Annotated in this window: 18 protein-coding genes and 1 pseudogene; 11 read left to right on the top strand and 8 right to left on the bottom strand. The window is 60.5% G+C overall.

What is annotated here, in order from left to right:
• Positions 1 to 9 precede the first annotated feature (9 nt).
• The 6 genes from ACQ5J0_RS08475 to ACQ5J0_RS08450 form a co-directional block, all read right to left on the bottom strand.
• The gene (locus ACQ5J0_RS08475; protein WP_462567026.1) at positions 10 to 1,842 is read right to left on the bottom strand and encodes a DUF885 domain-containing protein; all 1,833 of its coding nucleotides are present in this window, start codon (positions 1,840 to 1,842) and stop codon (positions 10 to 12) included.
• 607 nt (positions 1,843 to 2,449) lie between these two features.
• A complete protein-coding gene (locus ACQ5J0_RS08470; RefSeq protein WP_462567025.1) occupies positions 2,450 to 5,944 on the bottom strand; it encodes a DEAD/DEAH box helicase in 3,495 nt (1,164 codons plus the stop codon).
• Positions 5,928 to 6,704: a Hachiman antiphage defense system protein HamA gene (locus ACQ5J0_RS08465; protein ID WP_462567024.1), complete on the bottom strand. Its 777-nt coding sequence runs from the start codon at positions 6,702 to 6,704 to the stop codon at positions 5,928 to 5,930. Before ACQ5J0_RS08465 ends, ACQ5J0_RS08470 begins: the two co-directional genes overlap by 17 nt.
• A gap of 56 nt (positions 6,705 to 6,760) precedes the next feature.
• Positions 6,761 to 7,111 carry a hypothetical protein gene (locus ACQ5J0_RS08460; RefSeq protein ID WP_462567022.1) on the bottom strand — a complete coding sequence of 117 codons (351 nt, stop codon included), beginning with the start codon at positions 7,109 to 7,111 and terminating at the stop codon, positions 6,761 to 6,763.
• The gene (locus ACQ5J0_RS08455; protein ID WP_462567021.1) at positions 7,059 to 8,069 is read right to left on the bottom strand and encodes a GGDEF domain-containing protein; all 1,011 of its coding nucleotides are present in this window, start codon (positions 8,067 to 8,069) and stop codon (positions 7,059 to 7,061) included. The genes ACQ5J0_RS08460 and ACQ5J0_RS08455 overlap by 53 nt, the downstream gene beginning before the upstream one ends.
• Positions 8,070 to 8,245: 176 nt before the next feature.
• Complete coding sequence (locus ACQ5J0_RS08450) at positions 8,246 to 8,401, bottom strand: hypothetical protein (RefSeq protein WP_462567020.1); 156 nt, start codon at positions 8,399 to 8,401, stop codon at positions 8,246 to 8,248.
• A gap of 279 nt (positions 8,402 to 8,680) precedes the next feature.
• On the opposite strand from ACQ5J0_RS08450, the gene ACQ5J0_RS08445 reads away from it, so the two are divergent.
• From ACQ5J0_RS08445 to ACQ5J0_RS08400, 10 genes and pseudogenes are all read left to right on the top strand, one after another.
• A complete protein-coding gene (locus tag ACQ5J0_RS08445; RefSeq protein ID WP_462567019.1) occupies positions 8,681 to 9,139 on the top strand; it encodes a PRC-barrel domain containing protein in 459 nt (152 codons plus the stop codon).
• A 186-nt stretch (positions 9,140 to 9,325) separates the two neighbouring features.
• Positions 9,326 to 9,916 (top strand): exopolysaccharide biosynthesis protein, encoded by a 591-nt coding sequence (locus ACQ5J0_RS08440; protein WP_462567018.1) that lies wholly within the window; start codon positions 9,326 to 9,328, stop codon positions 9,914 to 9,916.
• Between the two features lie 132 nt (positions 9,917 to 10,048).
• On the top strand, positions 10,049 to 10,612 hold the full coding sequence (locus tag ACQ5J0_RS08435) for a phosphatase PAP2 family protein (protein ID WP_462567017.1): 564 nt from the start codon (positions 10,049 to 10,051) through the stop codon (positions 10,610 to 10,612).
• 291 nt (positions 10,613 to 10,903) lie between these two features.
• Entirely contained in the window at positions 10,904 to 11,098 is a 195-nt protein-coding gene (locus tag ACQ5J0_RS08430) for a hypothetical protein (RefSeq protein WP_462567016.1), read from the top strand.
• 76 nt (positions 11,099 to 11,174) lie between these two features.
• On the top strand, positions 11,175 to 11,618 hold the full coding sequence (locus ACQ5J0_RS08425; protein ID WP_462567015.1) for a hypothetical protein: 444 nt from the start codon (positions 11,175 to 11,177) through the stop codon (positions 11,616 to 11,618).
• Positions 11,619 to 11,675: 57 nt separating this feature from the next.
• Positions 11,676 to 11,927: a hypothetical protein gene (locus ACQ5J0_RS08420; protein ID WP_462567014.1), complete on the top strand. Its 252-nt coding sequence runs from the start codon at positions 11,676 to 11,678 to the stop codon at positions 11,925 to 11,927.
• A 27-nt stretch (positions 11,928 to 11,954) separates the two neighbouring features.
• Positions 11,955 to 12,203 (top strand): hypothetical protein, encoded by a 249-nt coding sequence (locus ACQ5J0_RS08415; RefSeq protein WP_462567013.1) that lies wholly within the window; start codon positions 11,955 to 11,957, stop codon positions 12,201 to 12,203.
• Between the two features lie 500 nt (positions 12,204 to 12,703).
• Positions 12,704 to 14,233 (top strand): serine hydrolase domain-containing protein, encoded by a 1,530-nt coding sequence (locus ACQ5J0_RS08410; protein WP_462567012.1) that lies wholly within the window; start codon positions 12,704 to 12,706, stop codon positions 14,231 to 14,233.
• Between the two features lie 134 nt (positions 14,234 to 14,367).
• Positions 14,368 to 15,234, top strand: a pseudogene (locus ACQ5J0_RS08405) (YifB family Mg chelatase-like AAA ATPase); the annotation flags it as partial.
• An 11-nt stretch (positions 15,235 to 15,245) separates the two neighbouring features.
• Positions 15,246 to 15,428 carry a hypothetical protein gene (locus ACQ5J0_RS08400; protein WP_462567011.1) on the top strand — a complete coding sequence of 61 codons (183 nt, stop codon included), beginning with the start codon at positions 15,246 to 15,248 and terminating at the stop codon, positions 15,426 to 15,428.
• 273 nt (positions 15,429 to 15,701) lie between these two features.
• On the opposite strand, the gene ACQ5J0_RS08395 is transcribed toward ACQ5J0_RS08400, so the two are convergent.
• Positions 15,702 to 16,052, bottom strand: coding sequence for a hypothetical protein (locus tag ACQ5J0_RS08395; protein WP_462567010.1), 351 nt, complete (start codon positions 16,050 to 16,052; stop codon positions 15,702 to 15,704).
• 112 nt (positions 16,053 to 16,164) lie between these two features.
• On the bottom strand, positions 16,165 to 16,710 hold the full coding sequence (locus ACQ5J0_RS08390; RefSeq protein ID WP_462567009.1) for a winged helix-turn-helix transcriptional regulator: 546 nt from the start codon (positions 16,708 to 16,710) through the stop codon (positions 16,165 to 16,167).
• A 188-nt stretch (positions 16,711 to 16,898) separates the two neighbouring features.
• Between ACQ5J0_RS08390 and ACQ5J0_RS08385 the strand changes: the two genes are divergently transcribed.
• Positions 16,899 to 17,237, top strand: a complete 339-nt coding sequence (locus ACQ5J0_RS08385; RefSeq protein ID WP_462567007.1) for a CC_3452 family protein — start codon at positions 16,899 to 16,901, stop codon at positions 17,235 to 17,237.
• Positions 17,238 to 17,241 lie beyond the last annotated feature (4 nt).

The following is a 17,241-nucleotide window of genomic DNA, read 5'->3' as shown; positions in this document are numbered from 1 at the left end:
AACTCGCCGCTACCCTTCCGCGCGGGAAATATACGCATCGACCTGACCTTCCAGCGTGTCCAGCGGCAGCGCCCCCTGGCCCAGCACCGCCTCGTGGAAGGCGCGGATATCGAAGCGCGGTCCGAGCTCGCGTTCGGCGCGGTCCCGCAATTCGGCGATTTTGAGCTGGCCGATCATGTAGCTCGTCGCCTGGCCGGGATTGTTGATGTAGCGATCGACCTCCTTGCGGATGTCCCGTTCCGAATTGGGCGAATTCGCGCGGAAATAATCGATCGCCTGCTCGCGCGACCAGCGCTTGGAATGGATCCCGCTGTCGAGCACCAGGCGGATCGCCCGCCACATTTGCAGCGACAGCATCCCGAAGCGCTGCTCGGGGGTCGTGTAGACACCCATTTCATCAGCAAGCCGCTCGGTATAGAGCGCCCAGCCTTCGGTGTAGGCGCTAAACCCGCCGAAGCGCCTGAACTTTGGCAGCCCTTGCAGCTCCTGCGCGCGCGCGATCTGAAAATGATGGCCGGGCGCGCCTTCATGCGCGGCGATGGCATCGGTTTGGATCCGGTTGACTTGGTTCATATCAGCAAGGTTGACGTAGAAGATCCCGGGACGCGAGCCGTCCGGCGCGGGGCGGTTGTAGAAGGCGACCGCCGCGGTATCCTGGCGGAACGGTTCCACCGCGCGCACTTCCAGCTCCGCTTCCGGCAGACGCTCGAAATACTGCGGAGCCTTGGCCATGACGTTCGCGATCAGCGTGCGGGCTTCCTCCAAATAGCGCTCGCGCCCCTCCTCGGTGTTGGAGTATTTGTAGGCCGGATCGCTGCGCAATGCGGCGAAGAATTCCTCCAGCGTGCCGGTAAACCCGATCTCCCGCTTCACCCCTTCCATTTCTGCCCGAATGGCCGCGACCTGTTCGAGTCCTATCGAGTGGATCCGGTCGGCGGAAAGATCGGTCGTGGTGTAGGTCGCGAGGCGATTCGCGTAATAGGCTTCGCCCTCGGGCAGGCTCCAGGCACCGTTGTTGCCATCGGCGCGCGGTTCGAGTTCCTCAATGCCCGCGACCAGTGCTTCGACTCCGGTGCGGAACGGACCGGTCAGTGCCGCGCGGCCATCGCCCAGCAATTCGGTCTTTTCCCCCTCCGGGATAGCGAGCGAGTTCACCTTCGCCTGGAAGTCCGCCCAGATCGGGTTGTCCGCACCCGAGGCGAACGGCGCGCCGGCGAGGATGCTGCGGGCGTCGGCGGCGGCCGGCTCGAACACCATTTCGGGCGGAACGATCCCAAGCGCCGCCTGCTGCTCCATCACGGCGACGGTTTCGCGCATCACCCGCTCGCTGTCGCGCAGCCGGGCGATATAAGCGCGCGCGTCGGAGACGCTTTCCACGCGGTGCTGGTTGATGAGGAAGACCGGGATGCTGCCCGCCGGGGTGCCGTTGGTCGAAACCGGAAAGCCATAGGCGCGGAAGCGATCGCTCTCGCGGCGACGTTCGACCTCGCGCTCGAACAGGGAATAGCTGAGCCGAGCCGACGGTCCCAGCCGGGCGGGATCGAACCCGGCACGCAGCTGCGCCAGCTGGCGCTCGGCGAGCCGCAGTTGCTCGTCCCCTGCCTCGAGCGTGTAGTCGCCGAGCCGGTCATAATCCTGTCGCGAACCCAGGCTCGTCAGCGTTTCGGGGCTCAGGGCTGCCTGGGCGTCGAAAGCGGCATCGAGAAAGGCGAGCAGGCGCGCATCCTCTCGGGCAGCAGATTGCTCCAACTGACCGGCCTGGGCCGGACCGACGGTCGCAACCGGTTCGGCCTGTGCGGCGCAACCGGCGAGCAAAAAAATGGGAAGCAAACGGTGGATCATGGGTGCGCGTCCTCAAACGGCAAAAAGCGGCTCGGGGCTCTGCTATCCTGCTGTGGCTTCCTTCTCAATAGAACGCTGCAGGAATGACCTTGGGCGGCTCGCTTGTGAATGACAGCTTTTTGCCTCTAGCACGCCGGAAGGTGCCCGTCGGCAAGCGGCCCATCTCCTGCCATTCCGCCGCACTTCCACAACTTAGATTTATGTGGGTGTAGGCATATCCAACCTGCTCCTAAGCGGCCTTCCCATAAATGGAACATAAGCGGAACGATTTTCTGCTTTTGCCGCAAGCGTCGCAGCTAGAATCTTGTGTGCTGACAATGGCGAGGGAGCGTACGGATGTCGGCTTTGCGCCCCAATAACGGTCATTCGCCGAGCCGGCGCGATATCTCAAAAGCTGCCGCTTCTAGTCCGCGTTTTCCCGTACGTCCGAAGTCCATAAAGCCACTCCTATTTCGCTCCCATGGCCAAAGCGATAGTATTGGGCGGCCGCGAAGCTCAAACGCTTGCGACGGACGATCCCCGCCATATTTCGTAGGGCGATCGCGGCGCGGGGTCGCACATTGTAGCGCCCTCAAGCTGCTAGCTTTGCGGAGCGCAGACCTGTCGATCACATACTCGTTAAGTCGTCTGGACCAAGGTATCGGACGTCGACGGTATCGCCAAGCCAACCGACACTCGCCAATGCCAAGCCCAGCCGGCTCGTATTGACCGGCTCGTCGAGCCGCCCCAGACGCGTAAAATCTGCCGCATGGACGAACGTTTCGTCGCCTGCGTCAATGAGCCGCAACGCCGTTCCCACCGGTGGGCCGACATCATCCCATTCGACATGGAACTCATGGGCTGTCGACGCCCAAGTCCGTCGACGTTCGGGCACCATGCTTTGTATGAACTGGAGCCAGAGCCCATGCGACGCCGTGGTCGGCCAATCGGAATTGTCGCGCCCACTGGCCACGGTGTCCTCGCGTAACCAGGCGCGCAATTCCGCCATGGTATTGAAATCCGCCTGCGTCTGCGAAACCGCACTGATCGCGGCGAGGCGCGAGCTGAATCCGGCGTGTATCAGGATGGCTGCCGAGATGTTCAGCGTGCCGGTCTCGACCGCGCCTACCGCGACTCCGAGCTCGACATCCTCCATCGAGAAACCGCCCTCAAGCAAATCGCCGTGCGCTAGCCCCCGCACGCGCACTGCCTCCATTGCCCAGGGCAATTTATAGACCAGCGCCTGCTCGACGAATTTCAGCACCTCGTCTTCCCTGCCGGATGCGAGAGGCGCGAGCGCGCGACCTTCGAGCCATGCATTCAGGATCGCCGGCCAGTCGTCCGGCAGGTCGTCAGGGACGAACGGAGCAATCGCGAAGACCTTTTTGGCGAACGCTGTCAATGCGGCGATCGCTTCCTCCGCATCATCTAGGAGAATGGCGCCATTGGTCCGGACCAGAAGTTCGTTCAGTTCGGCGGCATCACGGTCGAGGGCTTCGCCAGTCGCGAGACCAATCCCGGCAAGGAAATAGCCGCGACGCTGGGTGGCCGTCGTCCGGCCCCAGATGAATTTCGTGCGTGCGACCAGCCCGGTTTTGAGCAATTGCTGGACAGCGGCATTGCGGTGCTGAAGGCGCCGCGTCCACAGCGACGACGTCAGCACGTCATCAAGCATCGCTTCGATCTGATCGTCCGGCACTTCCTGTTCGCCGAGCATGCTAAGCAGCGCTGTGTCGAGAGTCGTGAGATACCCCGACCACCGCCCACGCTCCTGCTCGTTCACATCGCTGCTTTCAGTTGGCAGCACCGGGAACTCCCACGCGGTCACGCCGGCGAGATAGTCTAGGACGGTCGCCACCGACTTGGCTTTAGTCTTTCGGACGATCCGGCCCATCAACGAGAGCAACAGGCGCAAGAGGCCGCTCTCCATCTCCTTGCCCTTGGCGCTGTCGACCATCTCCTTCCACTCCGCACGGCGATTGGTGAGCCGGTCGAACATCGGCATGAGCACTAGGCCTTCGACATCGACATAGGCACGGCCGGCACGTCCGACGACGTTGCGGAATTCAGCAATGTCAATCGGCTCTCTGCCCCGCTTGAGGCCATGGAAGATCAACGTCGTGGCCGAGAGGTTCAGACCCTGCGCCAGCGTCGGTGACGACACCGTCACCCGCAGGATACCATCGCGCAGCAAGCGCTCGACCTCCTTGCGATAGGGCGTGGGAAGCGCCCCATGATGGATCGCGACGCCGAGGCGCAGGCACGCCAGAACCGGACTGTCGACGCCAAGCCACTCGGTCCCGATCGCGATGGCATTGTTCAGTACGGCCGGGTCGTGATCGAGCACCGGCACGATCGATCCGCGCTTGGCGAGATCTACGATGGCTTTGGCGAAGGGCTCGACCGATCGGCGTTGCGGACAGAAGATCAGCACGGAGTGCTTGTCTGCAACCATTGCCCAGGCCGTTGCGATGCACAGTTCGCGCTGATCGCACGGGAAAAAGCGCGTCTTCCGCCCCTTGGGCAGGCTGGATGTCAGGAAGCGCGGCACGCACGGTTTCTCTGCACCGACTGAGATTTCGAGCTTCGCATGATCGCCATGCCATTCGACCTCGCCGTAGCGCAAGCGCGTTGGCCGCCAGTTCATCTTGATTAGTCCGTCGTCTTGATCGCCGCTCAGCCACGCCGTGAAATCCTCCAGCTGATCGCCTTCGGGAAGGATGGCCGATAGACAGACGATGCGCCGAGTCTCGGCGTCACTGCGCCGTAACAAGCGCTGGATTTGGACCTCATAGCGGACTTCACGCTCGGTCAGTCCGATCATATGGCCTTCGTCAAGGACAACGAGGCCTACTGTATCGAGCAGGTCGGGGTCGTTACGGAGCGCAAAATCGAGCTTTTCGGGCGTGGCGACGATGATGTCACTTTCCCGCAGGAAATCCTCATCGACGTCGCTGACGCCGATCGCGCCATAGAGACTTGAGACCGTTTTTCCGAGCGGCCCGAAGGTGCGCTGAAGCGTCACTTCGGTCTGCGCTGAGAGCGCGCGCAGGGGGGTCACGAACACGACGCGACGACCGGCCGCTAGACAGGCTAGGATGCAAAGCTCCGCGACGCGGGTCTTGCCGGCGCTCGTCGGCAACGAGACGACCAAATTGTCGTCGAGATCCAACGCCCGGGTCGCAGCATCGATCTGCGAAGGCCACAGGTCGATCTCGGAGCGGCCCCGGCGCAGGAGCGACGCGATGAACAATTCGCGGTAGACACCCCAATCCTCGGCTGCACCATCGTTGGGCGCCTTGGGGAGGCGGACATGGAAGCTCGATGACCACAAATCGTTAAGCAGGTGAATGGTGAGCCGGTGGCACCACCAGCTCGGCACCATCTTGAGTTCGGCCGCCGAGGACAGACCGATCTTCAGGCGTTCGATCGCGGAGCCGATCAGCGCATCGTCGCCCCGCTCGAACGCAAGCAGCGCGATGGCGAGCGCTGCCGTAAAATTGTCGGCAAGCGCCCGATCCACAACCTGCAGGAGCGGTTCGTCTGCCGGCTCGTCCACACTATCGCCCGAAGCTGGCGCGTCCCCTACGTCTTCTCCCGTAAGATGCGCGATCATCGCATCCTCTGAAGCGGCGTTACGCTGTTCCTCGATCAGCGTTTCGAGCGTAGCCAAATCGCGCAGCATTAGGAGCGCCACCGCGCGTTCCGGCACGCTGAGATTGGCCTTGTTCACCCCCTCGTGCAGCAATGAGAATGCCCGTGCCGCATAGCGGGCGAGATGGTAGCAGGCACCAGCCATCAGCCGGTGGAAGTCCCGGTCGCTCGTCACGCGGCCACGCGCCGTTGCCGCCTCAATCGCCGAAGCGGCATGTTCGAAGGCACTTCGCGCCGCGCCGAATTCGGCCTGCTGATCGAGCAGTCGCAGTCCTTGGTTCATCAGCGAATAGGCGAAACTCAGCAGATCGTAAGTCAGGAGCGATGAGAATTGCGGTGCTTCGGGCGGCACCACCCCGTCGCGCCACACCATTGCCCGCGCCTGACCTTTCGCGAGTAGATCGTCACGGAACCCGGCGGCAGTCGCCTCGGCGATGAGCTGCGCGATGACTTCAGGGCTTGTTGCCATCGGCGATCACCTTGTCGAAGACCTGTTTGATGAACGCCTGATGGGCCGACACCCGCAGACCGACCGCGAACTGCGGGATCTTGCCGGTATAAGCGTTGAGGTTGGCAGTGAGCAGATTGCTCGGATTGTTACCGGTGAACATGAACATTAGGTGCGACAGCTGATTGATCTCGATCCGCGCGTTGAGCTGAACTTGGTCAATCGCCTCAGCCAGGGCCGTCTCGCCCGTCTCGAACAATCGGTCCGCAACGAACGCGAGCGCGTGCGGCGTCGGCCGCCCGTTACTGGATGCAAGCGCCGTCCGGGCTTCATCGACCGTTCTCTTGCCGAGCGCGGCGCGGCTTTTGACCTCGCCCTTCAGAAATTTGACGGTGACGCCAGGATCGAGCCTGACCCCCAGAATATCGTCACCACGCATCGCCATCTCACGGTGATCCGACCACCGCAATTTGAAGACGCCGACCGAATAACCGGTGAACTCCGACACATAGCTGGTGGCAAGAATTTCGCCGAGATCGCCCGAACGAGATTTGGCACCTTGCGGCAACTTGGTCTGGACATAGTCGGCCACCGCCGGCTTCCCAAGCCGCCGCAGGATGTCGGAAAGGCGGTCCGGTGCGGCATAGTGACCGGGAACGACCGCAGCCACCGATGCCACGCCTGTACTCGCGAGGGCCGCCGCGTCAGCCTCGAGATAGACGAGGCTGGATGTTTTGACCTTGGTGACAGCCTCGCCGCACCAGGATTTGATGTCCGCCACTTAAAACGCCCCCTTCTGCCCTTTCATATCACATTGAGATGCGCGACGGCATCTATTCAGAGAACGCTGTCGTGGAAGCTTCTCGTCGAGGTTAGAAAGGTGTCGGCCTCACGTGATTGTATTTCCGTTCTTTGGAATGGAAAGCTGGACGGTAAAGACGACGAAGGGTCGAGGTTGGCCTTCATAATCACACCATCGACGTCCACTTCTGCGATTGCTGGACTTAAAACCTGCCATTCTGCTTCCGGCCCAGTTGCCGTATTTCCGGAAGTGGAGACGCCGACCTTCAGCAAAGCGCCCCAATCCCGGTCATTAGGCAGCCCGGTCGGCTTGCCTGAAAGCGGACAATGCGGGTTACACCCGGCGACGGGCAGACTTTTGCAGAAACATTGCACGGTCTGCATCACGCAGCGCCTCCTCCGGCGAAGACGAGCCGGGCTCGACAATTACGATGCCTATGCTCGGGCCAGGATAGTGGAATGCTGCCCCGCGAAGGCGATATTGGCCGGTCGTATCGGAAGCCAGTCGTTCGGTCACTTGGGCCATAGAGTTGGCCTGCTCACTGGGGTCGGTTGGAGCCAGTCCAATCACGACGAACTCATCACCGCCGATGCGGGCTAATTGATCACCTGCGCGTATTAATCGCTTCAGCCGCGAGCCAAATTCCGTCAGAAAGTCGTCGCCGGTTTCATGGCCGAAGCGATCGTTGATGGACTTGAAGCCGTCGAGGTCGACATATACGACCAAGACCGCCTGTCGTGTTCGGTCAGCCAAGGCGAACAGCCGGTGGAGTTCCTCCATCAGGAACCTGCGGTTTGCGAGACCGGTCAACGGGTCGAGATATGACCACTCCTCCAGTCGGCTATTGGCTTGCTGAAGCTCGTGCAGCAGTTCCTCGCGCTCGATTTGCTGCTGGATCAAGGTGGCGAACAAATCCAGCATTGTCCTCGTCGCGTCCGTCACCGGAGCGGTCGCTGTGCTCGCGGCACATAACGTGCCGTAAAGCCTCCCGTCGTCGTAGCGCACCGGTGTCGTAACGTAGGTCAGAATGTCCAGTGCACGCGCAGCTTCAACATCGCCCCATGTAGCCAAAGCATCGGGTGTAGATGTTACGCCTTCGGACAACGCCCGACGGCAAAGCGTGTCCTGCCAAGGCACTGTGAGGCCCTCGGGAATATGCATCGTGCGGGCATTGAGCGAGTAAAGCACGTGCTGGTGCCCAGCGGCTTCGTCGACATGCGTAAGGTAAGTGCTGTCTAGGCCGGTTGTCATCTGCAGCAGCAAGAGCAATGGCCGGGTCAGTTCCTCCAGGGTCCTGGCGGTGGCAACGGCGCGCGTCACTTCGCCTAGGAATTGTGATTGCATAAGAGGGGCTCGATTTGGATTGGCACCGGAAGACTTAAAGGAGGGCTTGCGAACGTTAACCGATGAGTTATGCCGTTGAGCCTCATCGACGGTGCCTGTCGAATGGCGACAATTGGCTGGGAATCGGACGTTCCACCCTAAGGTTTCGGCGATCGTATGACTTGCAAACACTCGTTTTAGCGGCGGTTGTTCAGAGTTCGATCAATGTCGAGTAGGCGGTCAGAAATATTTGAAAGCTGTTTAGTCCATTTATCCAAAATGCTCACAAGGCCGAGCAGACTCGCAGCGATTATGGCTAATGCGACAATAATCGCGACCTCAAGATTGCTCATTCTGGCCTCTCCGGTTCCGGCTTACCGTTGACGACCTTCTTCAGCCGCTCATCCCAGTTAAGTTCGTTCATAGCCTCAGATTGCCTGCTCCGGCAATGTCAGCAAGTGGGTCGCTTGATGAATGGCAGGAAATCGCCGCGATTGCCAAAATTCTGGCTTTCAGGTCCCGACCCCTTAGCGGCCCTTTAGACCGACGAGGCAGCGGAACCCCTAGTGGCTTGTATCTCCTGTGACGGAGAGTTGGGACGCACTGGAACATTCGCCATGGCCGAGACTTGATTGACGAGCGATCAGTTTACGGAGATCAAAATGAAGCAAGCTCTACACGCCATCGTCCCTCTTGCTGCTCTTGCGCTTACGGCCTGCGAGTCCGAGGCCGAGCAACAGGCTGATACGACCGAAGACCGCATCGAGATGCAAGCGGAGCAGAGCGCGGCGGCAGCTGGCGATGAGATAGCGGCTCTCGGACTTACCGAGAGGCAGTTACTCGACGCCGATTTGGTAAGTCAGGACGGCACCGAATTGGGTGACGTGGAACAGGTAAGGCGAAGTGCTTCCGGCGAAGTCAGCGGCCTGCTGATCGAAATCGAAGATAGCGATCCCGACCGCTACGTCGAGATACCGTTGAGTGGCCTGAACGCTACCGAAGGCGGTGTCTTTGGCGATACCGATCTGCAAACAGACATGACAGCGCAGGACTTGGCCGCGATGCCAGATGCAGCAGTTGCCGCCGGTTGACGGTTTGCCAGTCGGTTACGAAAACCGAGAATGTGGCGGTCGGTGTTAGCTGCTGGCATTGCTGAGAGCAAAGCTGACAGCCAAAACGGGCGAGATTCTTCCGCCGCCTTGTGACCACTCCCAGTGCTCCCGCTTTCGGAACTACAATTTGAGAGGCTTCGCTGAGCTCCGGGAAGGAGAAGAAGGATGGCCCACGATCGCGTTCGGGCGCTGAGTGACGTTCTGGATGGACTTGAAAGAGCTACTCACGACGAGAGCATCGCCGTGCAGGAGGTCATCGAGGAGCTCGGCCGCAAGTCGTTCGCCTCGCTCATGCTCATCTTCTCCCTGATTTCGACCTCTCCTGCGAGTGGGATCCCCGGCGTCACCGCAATGGTCGCGGCGATTGTGTTCATTCTGGTCGTCCAGATGATACTGGGGCGTGATTGTGTGTGGCTGCCCGGCTTCATCTCCCGCCGCCAGCTATCCACGGAGAAGCTTTGCAAGGGGATCGGTTGGTTGCGCAAGCCGGTCTACTTCGTTGAGGGTTTCCTCAAGCCGCGGCTCACATTCCTTTTCCACCGGCCATGGATCTATCTTCCGCTCGTCCTTATCCTCGGATTGACGATGTTCATGCCGTTTATGGAGATCGTCCCGACTTCGGGTTCGATTGCATCGGCCGTAATCGCACTTTTCGCCGCCGGACTACTGACGCGCGACGGCGCTCTCGTGGTCGCCTCATTTCTCCTCTTGGCCGGTATCCCTATAGCCGCTTGGCAGTTTGGGTTCGCGCCGTGAGCTCGGACGGTCCTCAGCAAGAGCTGCTGGCGAAGGGGCCTTTGCGGTCGTTCTTTTCTTATTTGCTGCCTGGCGCCATCTAACATGAGAAGCCCGCTCTCGATGCACCGCCCATGGGTGCTGGCAATCTGCATGGCGGCATTCTGGTTGCTGGCTCTGCTCTCTGGTGGCGCGGCATCCCTCTGGGATATCAGGATATTTTCGGTTCTGCGGCCGGAAGAGCGCACTCCGTTGGTAGATTTAGCGTGGATAATCACATGGCTCGGCGACTGGGTAGTGCTAATCCCGATCACTCTGCTTGCCACGGGCATTCTCTTGCGGCGTGGCTTGCGGGTCGAGGCTCTTGCGCTGTTCGGAACTACGTTAGCGGTCCGCTTGATGGTGACCTTGCAAAAGACCTTGTTTGATCGTGCCCGACCGGACGTTGAGCACTGGATGCTAGAATACACCCAAAGCTTTCCGAGCGCACATGCTGCGAACTCGTGCGCGACATTCCTGGCGATCGCTATCATTTTCACTGGATCGCGCGCAGGGATTACCCTTGCGCTCGTCCTATCGGCAGCAGTGGGAGCAAGCCGTATCGTCCTTGGGGTGCATTGGCCCAGCGATGTCCTAGGAGGCTGGGCTTTTGCGATCCTCGTGATAGCTCCGCTGTGGAGACTCCGGGCGACCCGACAAGAGAGGCTCTCCTGCTGATCCAACTATAACGGACGCCGGCACATCTTTATGCTGAGCGCTGAATGTTCATCGCAGCCGGGAGCCTGAAGTGGGAATTTCGCTCACGATGTAGTTCGAGGCGGCGGAACGGGCTCGTCTGACGCCCAGCGCCCATTTCCGTTTCCCACCCAGTTGCGGCCAGAAATGGCTTGGGGCGGTCACCTGCAAGCCGACATGCAGCTTTGCCCCGTGCCGAGCCAGGACCTGCCTTTCAGCAACCGGCCCAGAACCTTGTCACGCCGAGGGAGAGAAAACGAAATCTGCGGTCGCATGATCAAAGCCGCCGATGAGGTGGTGAACTTGTTCGGAGCAACGCCTGGGAGGACCGGAAATCTTGTCGATGAGGTTTACCCAAGCTACCCCGGCTTGGTTGTGACCGGCGGCGAGTTGTACAGCATGGTCTGGGGCTTTCCACGGAGTCAGGCAGAAGCGCTCGCGATTGCCCGGGTTGCGAGGAAACATTGAACGGGATTGCAACCACGCGTTCTCAGCAAAGTCTCGTAGCCTTGCTTTCGCGAGGCTCAGACGGCACTCAGTCTCGATGAAATATTTAGCTCTTGGACTCTGCGCAATCTTAGCCTCTTGCGATCCACCCACTGAGACCAGCGCGACCGTCGAACAAATGAAAATGGAACCGCAAGCCGTTACACCAAAGCCAGCGACTGAGGCTGTCGAGCCAGAACCTGTAGTTCTCTCAGGACCGCTTGACGCTGAGGCGCAGGAAGTCCGCCTCAATGCCTGTCGCGCAAAGATGGCTGAGTTCAACAATCTCGCGAATGATCCTCGCGACATTCTGCGCACTCAGCCGCTTGTCTCCCCGTCGGCTTTCCTCGGGCTGGACCACACTGAGGTTTCACGTTTTGTTGAGTTGAGCGCGTGTAACGGTGCAGCCGGTCAGGTTGGCAGTCGGGAGGTCTCGATCCTCTCCAATGCCACTGGCAAGGAGTTCAATCTCCATACAGCAGAGAATAACCGCGACTGGTAGGGTCGTGCGCGACAAATAGGGGAAGAAGTTTGAACAAGACGCTACTCGCGAGCCTAATTGGCAGCGCGGCTATTTTTTGCGACACCCGCCGCCGCATGGGACTTTACTGAGAGCGGCGACCGTTGCTCCATTTCGCAAACATTCGAGGGGGCGGGTGCGACTCTTTTCACGATTACGCAGGATCAAGCCTATTTTGATGAAGGAGATAAAGTCCTCGTCATCGTTCAAAACGATAACTGGACAGTTCCTCATGAAGAGACGGTCGGTGTAGTTCGATTTGAAACTGACGACAGTTGGTTTGAAAATTAGGCTTTTGGTTTAAACAACGCAAAGGGATTGAGCGGAAATATCGTAACGAGCGCTCCTTTTGATTACGTTGAGGAAACCTTGGGGAATGCTCCGCTATGGCTACATATTACCCGCGAGGGTGAGGTGATTGATAAACTCAAAATGTCTGGCTTCGCTTATTATTTCAGCCAGTTTAGAAGCTGTAGAGCCAAGCGGGTTGCAGTGATTGAAGAGCAGGAGCGTCAGCGCTCACTTCGTGAAGGGATTCCACTGAATCCCTTCGCTCCCAAGAATTGACCTAAGTTCGAAACATATGTTAGCGGACGCTCGCTGGATTCCCGTCGTCTCAGTTTTGCGATTCGTTGTTGCGGCATTCCAGTAGACCTTTGCGCCGACGCTCCCCCTTCCATGCGAGCGTCGGCGCACTTTTCACTCCACCACCTAAGTAGTTTCGTGGTCGAGCGCGTCCGCTAACCTCCCCCAAGCGATAACTCAGAGGGTGCCTCTCGCAATGGTGGTGTATTCGGGGTCGAGGTCGAGACCTGCTTGGCATCTTCTATCATTCCCAAAGCAATTGCGGACATCCAGCAGCCTATTGTCAGAGTCCGGTTTCCGCAGATCGATCCCTACTACCCGACATTCAGCAGACGGCTCAGATTTGGTCGCGCTGAGCGAGAGAGAAGGAGAGCTGCGACCGCCAGCGTTGTGTGTGGAAGATTAGAGCAGGAGCGGCCGTCTGACATTGACTAACGGTGATGTGCGTGAATAACACACCTCGTCATTTAGCTGAGAGAGGGGTGTCAGCCATCAAACCTTCTATTTTCGCTTTAACCATCGGGTTGGCCATGGCGGGTTGCACATCGACGGGCGTGAAGTCCGGAGCCGCGCTTGAGTCGATCGGAGAACCTTCGCTCGTGGCCGACGAAACCGGCCTAGATGAGCTCTGGTTGGCATTGCCTGAGGAGATGAAACAGAACACTCTTCACGGGCTCAGCGTTGCTGTGTTCGACAGCTACAAGATTGTCGATGTCGAGACGTTCGGGGTGAAATCCGCCCTCAGTGGCGAGGCAGTGACCGAAGACACCGTATTCTCAACGGCCTCCATTTCGAAGGTCGTGACAGCACTTGTCTGCCTGAAGCTGGCCGAAAACGGTGCTATCGACCTGGACGCGCCAATCGCAACCTATCTAAAAAGCTGGAAGTTGCCAGAAAGCGAATTCTCCGGGGCTGCGGATGTAACTTGGCGGCAGCTGCTGACGCACACGGCAGGCACGTCGCAGCACGGATTTGCAGACTACTACGAGGGCGACGACATACCTACATTGATCGACAGCCTCGAAGGCCGGCTGCCGCGCTATGAAAAGCCTATCGAGTTTCTGTTCTCGCCGGGAACGGACTGGCAATATAGCGGCGGCGGCTACGTGATCGTGCAGCTTGCACTTGAGGACCATACCGGTATCTCCCTCCCGGAACTTGCCGCGCGCGAAGTGTTTGAGCCGCTTGGATTGCAGCACACGACCATGATCCAGCCGGGCGCGGTTGGCTTCCCGGCCGATGCGGCTCTGGTCCATGACGAGGCCGGCGGGATCATTCGCACCGGACTTCCAATAACTCCGCAAATCTCTGCTTCGGGGATGTGGTCAAGTCCCGCCGACCTGGCCACTTTTGCTATCGCGATCCAGCGCGCGCTTGCAGGCGGAACGGACGGACCGATAAAGCCAGCGGAAGCACGGGCGCTAACAGACATCTTCTCGCTCGAGCCGGTCGGCGGCATGAGCATGCCCTTCTTTCGCGGCTTCGGCTTCGGAAACACCGACTGGTTTCGTCACGATGGATCGAACACAGGCGTGAACGCAGATTTGCTGGGTTCGATGGAGGGCGGCTATGGCATAATCATGCTTGGCAATGGAGATGACGCAAATACAGGCCCGGTGTTTGCCACGCTGCGGCGCGAGATCATCGAGCGAATGGGGTGGAGCCAACGTGTCCCGCTGGCCACCCTGCCGCTCCCAGAACCGCTGACGAGCAAGCTTGTTGGGACCTATACGGGGCTCCTCTACGACCTCGGGCTGGACTACCGGATCGAAAAGCAGGGCGGCAGATTATGGGTCGTGTCCGAATTCTTCACCCAGTTTCTGGGCAGGGACCGCAGCGAGATGCGCTATCTCGGCGACAATACCTTCGCGATTGAGGACTATCCCAATCGCTTGCGGTTTGACTGCGAGACTCCCGGCCATGAGTGCACGGTCCTGCTGAACCGCCCGGGCAGCAGCGCCGATAAAATCATACGACCGATGCAGAAGGCGGAAGCAGAAGAATCGCAGTAGCTAGCGCGAAGCACAACCTGCTCATTGTTGAACGGCAGCTTCTTCGATTTGATGATGCGAAGCTGCCGGTCAGCTTCCGGCCCAATTCCTGCCATTCTCGCACCATACCCACAGCAATGTGTCGGTTGGGTGTAGGTATATCGAACCTGCTTATGATCGGGCCGCCGGGTGCGGGGAAATCGCTGCTCGCTTCCTGCCTGCCGGGGATATTGCCCGAGCTCAGCCCTGCCGAAGCGCTCGAGGTCAGCATGGTGCAGTCGGTCGCAGGCATGCTCGAGGAAGGGCGGATCAACCGCCACCGACCCTTCCGCGCTCCGCATCATTCGGCCTCGATGGCCGCGCTCACCGGGGGCGGGCTGCGGGTCAAGCCGGGCGAAGTCAGCCTCGCGCATCTGGGCGTGCTGTTCCAGCGCGCGGCGCTCGACTCGCTGCGCCAGCCGCTCGAGACCGGGCACGTCGATCTCGCGCGCGCCAATGCGCATGTCACCTTTCCCGCGCGGGTGCAGCTGGTCGCTGCGATGAACCCGTGCCGCTGCGGCCATCTGGGCGACCCGGCGCTGGCCTGCAGCAGAGCGCCCAAATGCGCAGCCGATTATCAGGCGCGGGTATCGGGGCCGATGCTCGACCGGATCGATCTCCATGTCCAGGTGGATCCGGTCAGCGCCGCCGATCTCGGCCTGCCTCCCCCTGCCGAGGGCAGTGCCGAGGTGGCCGCCCGCGTCGCTGCGGCCCGCGCGCGCCAGACTGTCCGCGCCGAGGCGAGCGGGGCGCGCAGCAATGCCGAGCTCGACGGCGATGCGCTGGAGGAATTCGCCGCCCCCGACGACCTGGGCCGCAAGCTGCTGATGCAGGCGGCCGAGGCAATGCGGCTTTCGGCGCGGTCCTATGTGCGGATGCTGCGGGTGGCTCGCACCATCGCCGATCTGGCGGCGGCGGACCAAGTTGGCCGCCTTCACGTCGCGGAGGCGCTCAGCTATCGGCGCCAACCGCCGCGGGCTTGATCGGAGAGAAAATGAAGATGGGGACGATGAGCCACGGTTCGAAGCGACTCGTCGTTGCCGGCGCCATCCTGTTCCTGCTCGGCCTGAGCCAGGGTGCGGCCGTTCCGTATTTCTTCAACCCCCGCATGGCGTTGTCGGCGCATTTGACGGCCGTACAAAGCGCCACGGCAATCATGGTCGCGGGCGCCCTCTAGGGCTGGACCCATCTGTCTGCACATTGGGACCGAATTGGGCGTTGGGCGGTCATCGTCGGCATGTACGCCCTGTGGCTCGCTCTGACGCTCTCGGCTGCGACCGGTGCCAGCGATAGCCTCCCCATAGCCGGTGAAGGTTACCATGCAGGCGAAGCCATGGAGACGGCTGTGAGCGTCGCTGTGGCAGGGTCGAGCGTGGTCATGTTCGCGGGATGGGCGATCTTCACCATCGGTCTCATACGCAAAAGGGGGCGTTGAGAAGCCGTTTGCGTGTCAGTCGGCCTCGCTCATATTGAGGTTGAGCTTGACCGGTTCGTGCTCCTGATCCCCTTCGAACTTCTTGAGGAAATCCTCGATCGGTATCGCCTGTTCGCGGTTCACCAGCGGCACGGGCTTGGTCAGTTCGAGCGCGCGTTGCTCGTCCGGGGTCATGCGGACATGGATGAAGGGCACCCAGACCTCGCCATATTCGGCTTTCTGATACCAGACGTCGAGGATGTCGTAGGACATCCACTGGCCGTCCGGCTCCTCCAGCCGGATGCCCTCGCCGATCCGCGGGACGGCGACTGTCTTGAGGCGAAAGACCGTCTGATGGGTCTCGTTCTGGACTTCAATCTCGATCACGTGACTGCGCCGATTCCCGTTGAGCGGTAGTGCCCAGCGTCGGCACTGCCAGCAACATATTGAAATCGATTTAACGGTGACGTCACCCAGGGCTTGCCGAGTCGCAAGGGGGTCAGGCGACTTCGCGCGGCCCCGGGCGTTTGACGATCTCGAGCTTCAGGGCGGCTTTGCCCCCCTCGGCTTTGCTGCCATCGGCGCGGATACCGCACTGGGCGCGGTCGATCAGCGCGAGGTCCTTGGGCCCGAGTATTCGCCCGTCATGCGAGAGGATTGATACCGGACCGATCGGCAGACGATCGCGTTCGTCGACCAGCACCGGGTTCTCGAACACCTCGCCGCCGTATTTCTGGCCCCACTGGCGCAGCGCGATCATCGCCGGCAGCAGGTCCAGCCCCTTGTCGGTGAGGCGGTATTCGATCTTGCGGCGATCTTCGGCCATGGGCTTGCGCGCCAGGATGCCGTGCTCGACCAGCTTGGCGAGGCGGTTGGAAAGAATGTTGCGCGCGATGCCGAGTTCGGTAAGGAACTCCTCGAAGTGATGCAGCCCGTTGAAACCGGCGCGCAGGATCATGAAGCTCCAGCGTTCGCCCATCACCTCCAGCGCTTGCGGAAGCCCGCATTCGGTCAGTTCGCGCAGCGGCTCTCTGATCTCGCCCATGAAAATCCTTTCCCGCGTTCTTCCTAGCCGGAAAACGCGCGGGTGCAAATCGACCCGGCCGTTACGATTTAAGTTGCATCGCGCAACCTAGTTAGCTAGGCGACCTTTCGCAACAGGTTTCAAAGTGCAACCTAGTTGCAAATATAGAAACCCCGGTTGATGTAAACGCAAGCTCAAGGATTCTCCCCATGACCCTCTCCCTTCCCCGCCTCACCAATCTTTCCGCTATCGCGCTGGGCCTTGGCTACACCGCACTGACCTTCGGCGCCGCGCTGGCCCCGGCTCCCGCCACCGCCGCAGCTGGCGCCTATTATGTCGCCGAGCTGGCCGCCCCGGCCAGCGAGAGCCGCACCGTTGCAGGCGGCGTCGCCTGGTCCTGCCAGGGTACCACCTGTGTCGCCAACAAGGGCACCAGCCGGCCGATGCGCATGTGCCGCGAACTGCAGCGCGAAATGGGCGAAGTGACCGCTTTCACCACCGATGGCGAAGCGCTCGAAGCCGACAAGCTGGCGCGCTGCAACGGCTGATCCG

Source organism: Qipengyuania sp. SM2512, from assembly GCF_054954005.1.
The sequence above is the reverse complement of the archived record's forward strand: the minus strand, read 5'-3'. Positions and strand labels throughout refer to the sequence as shown.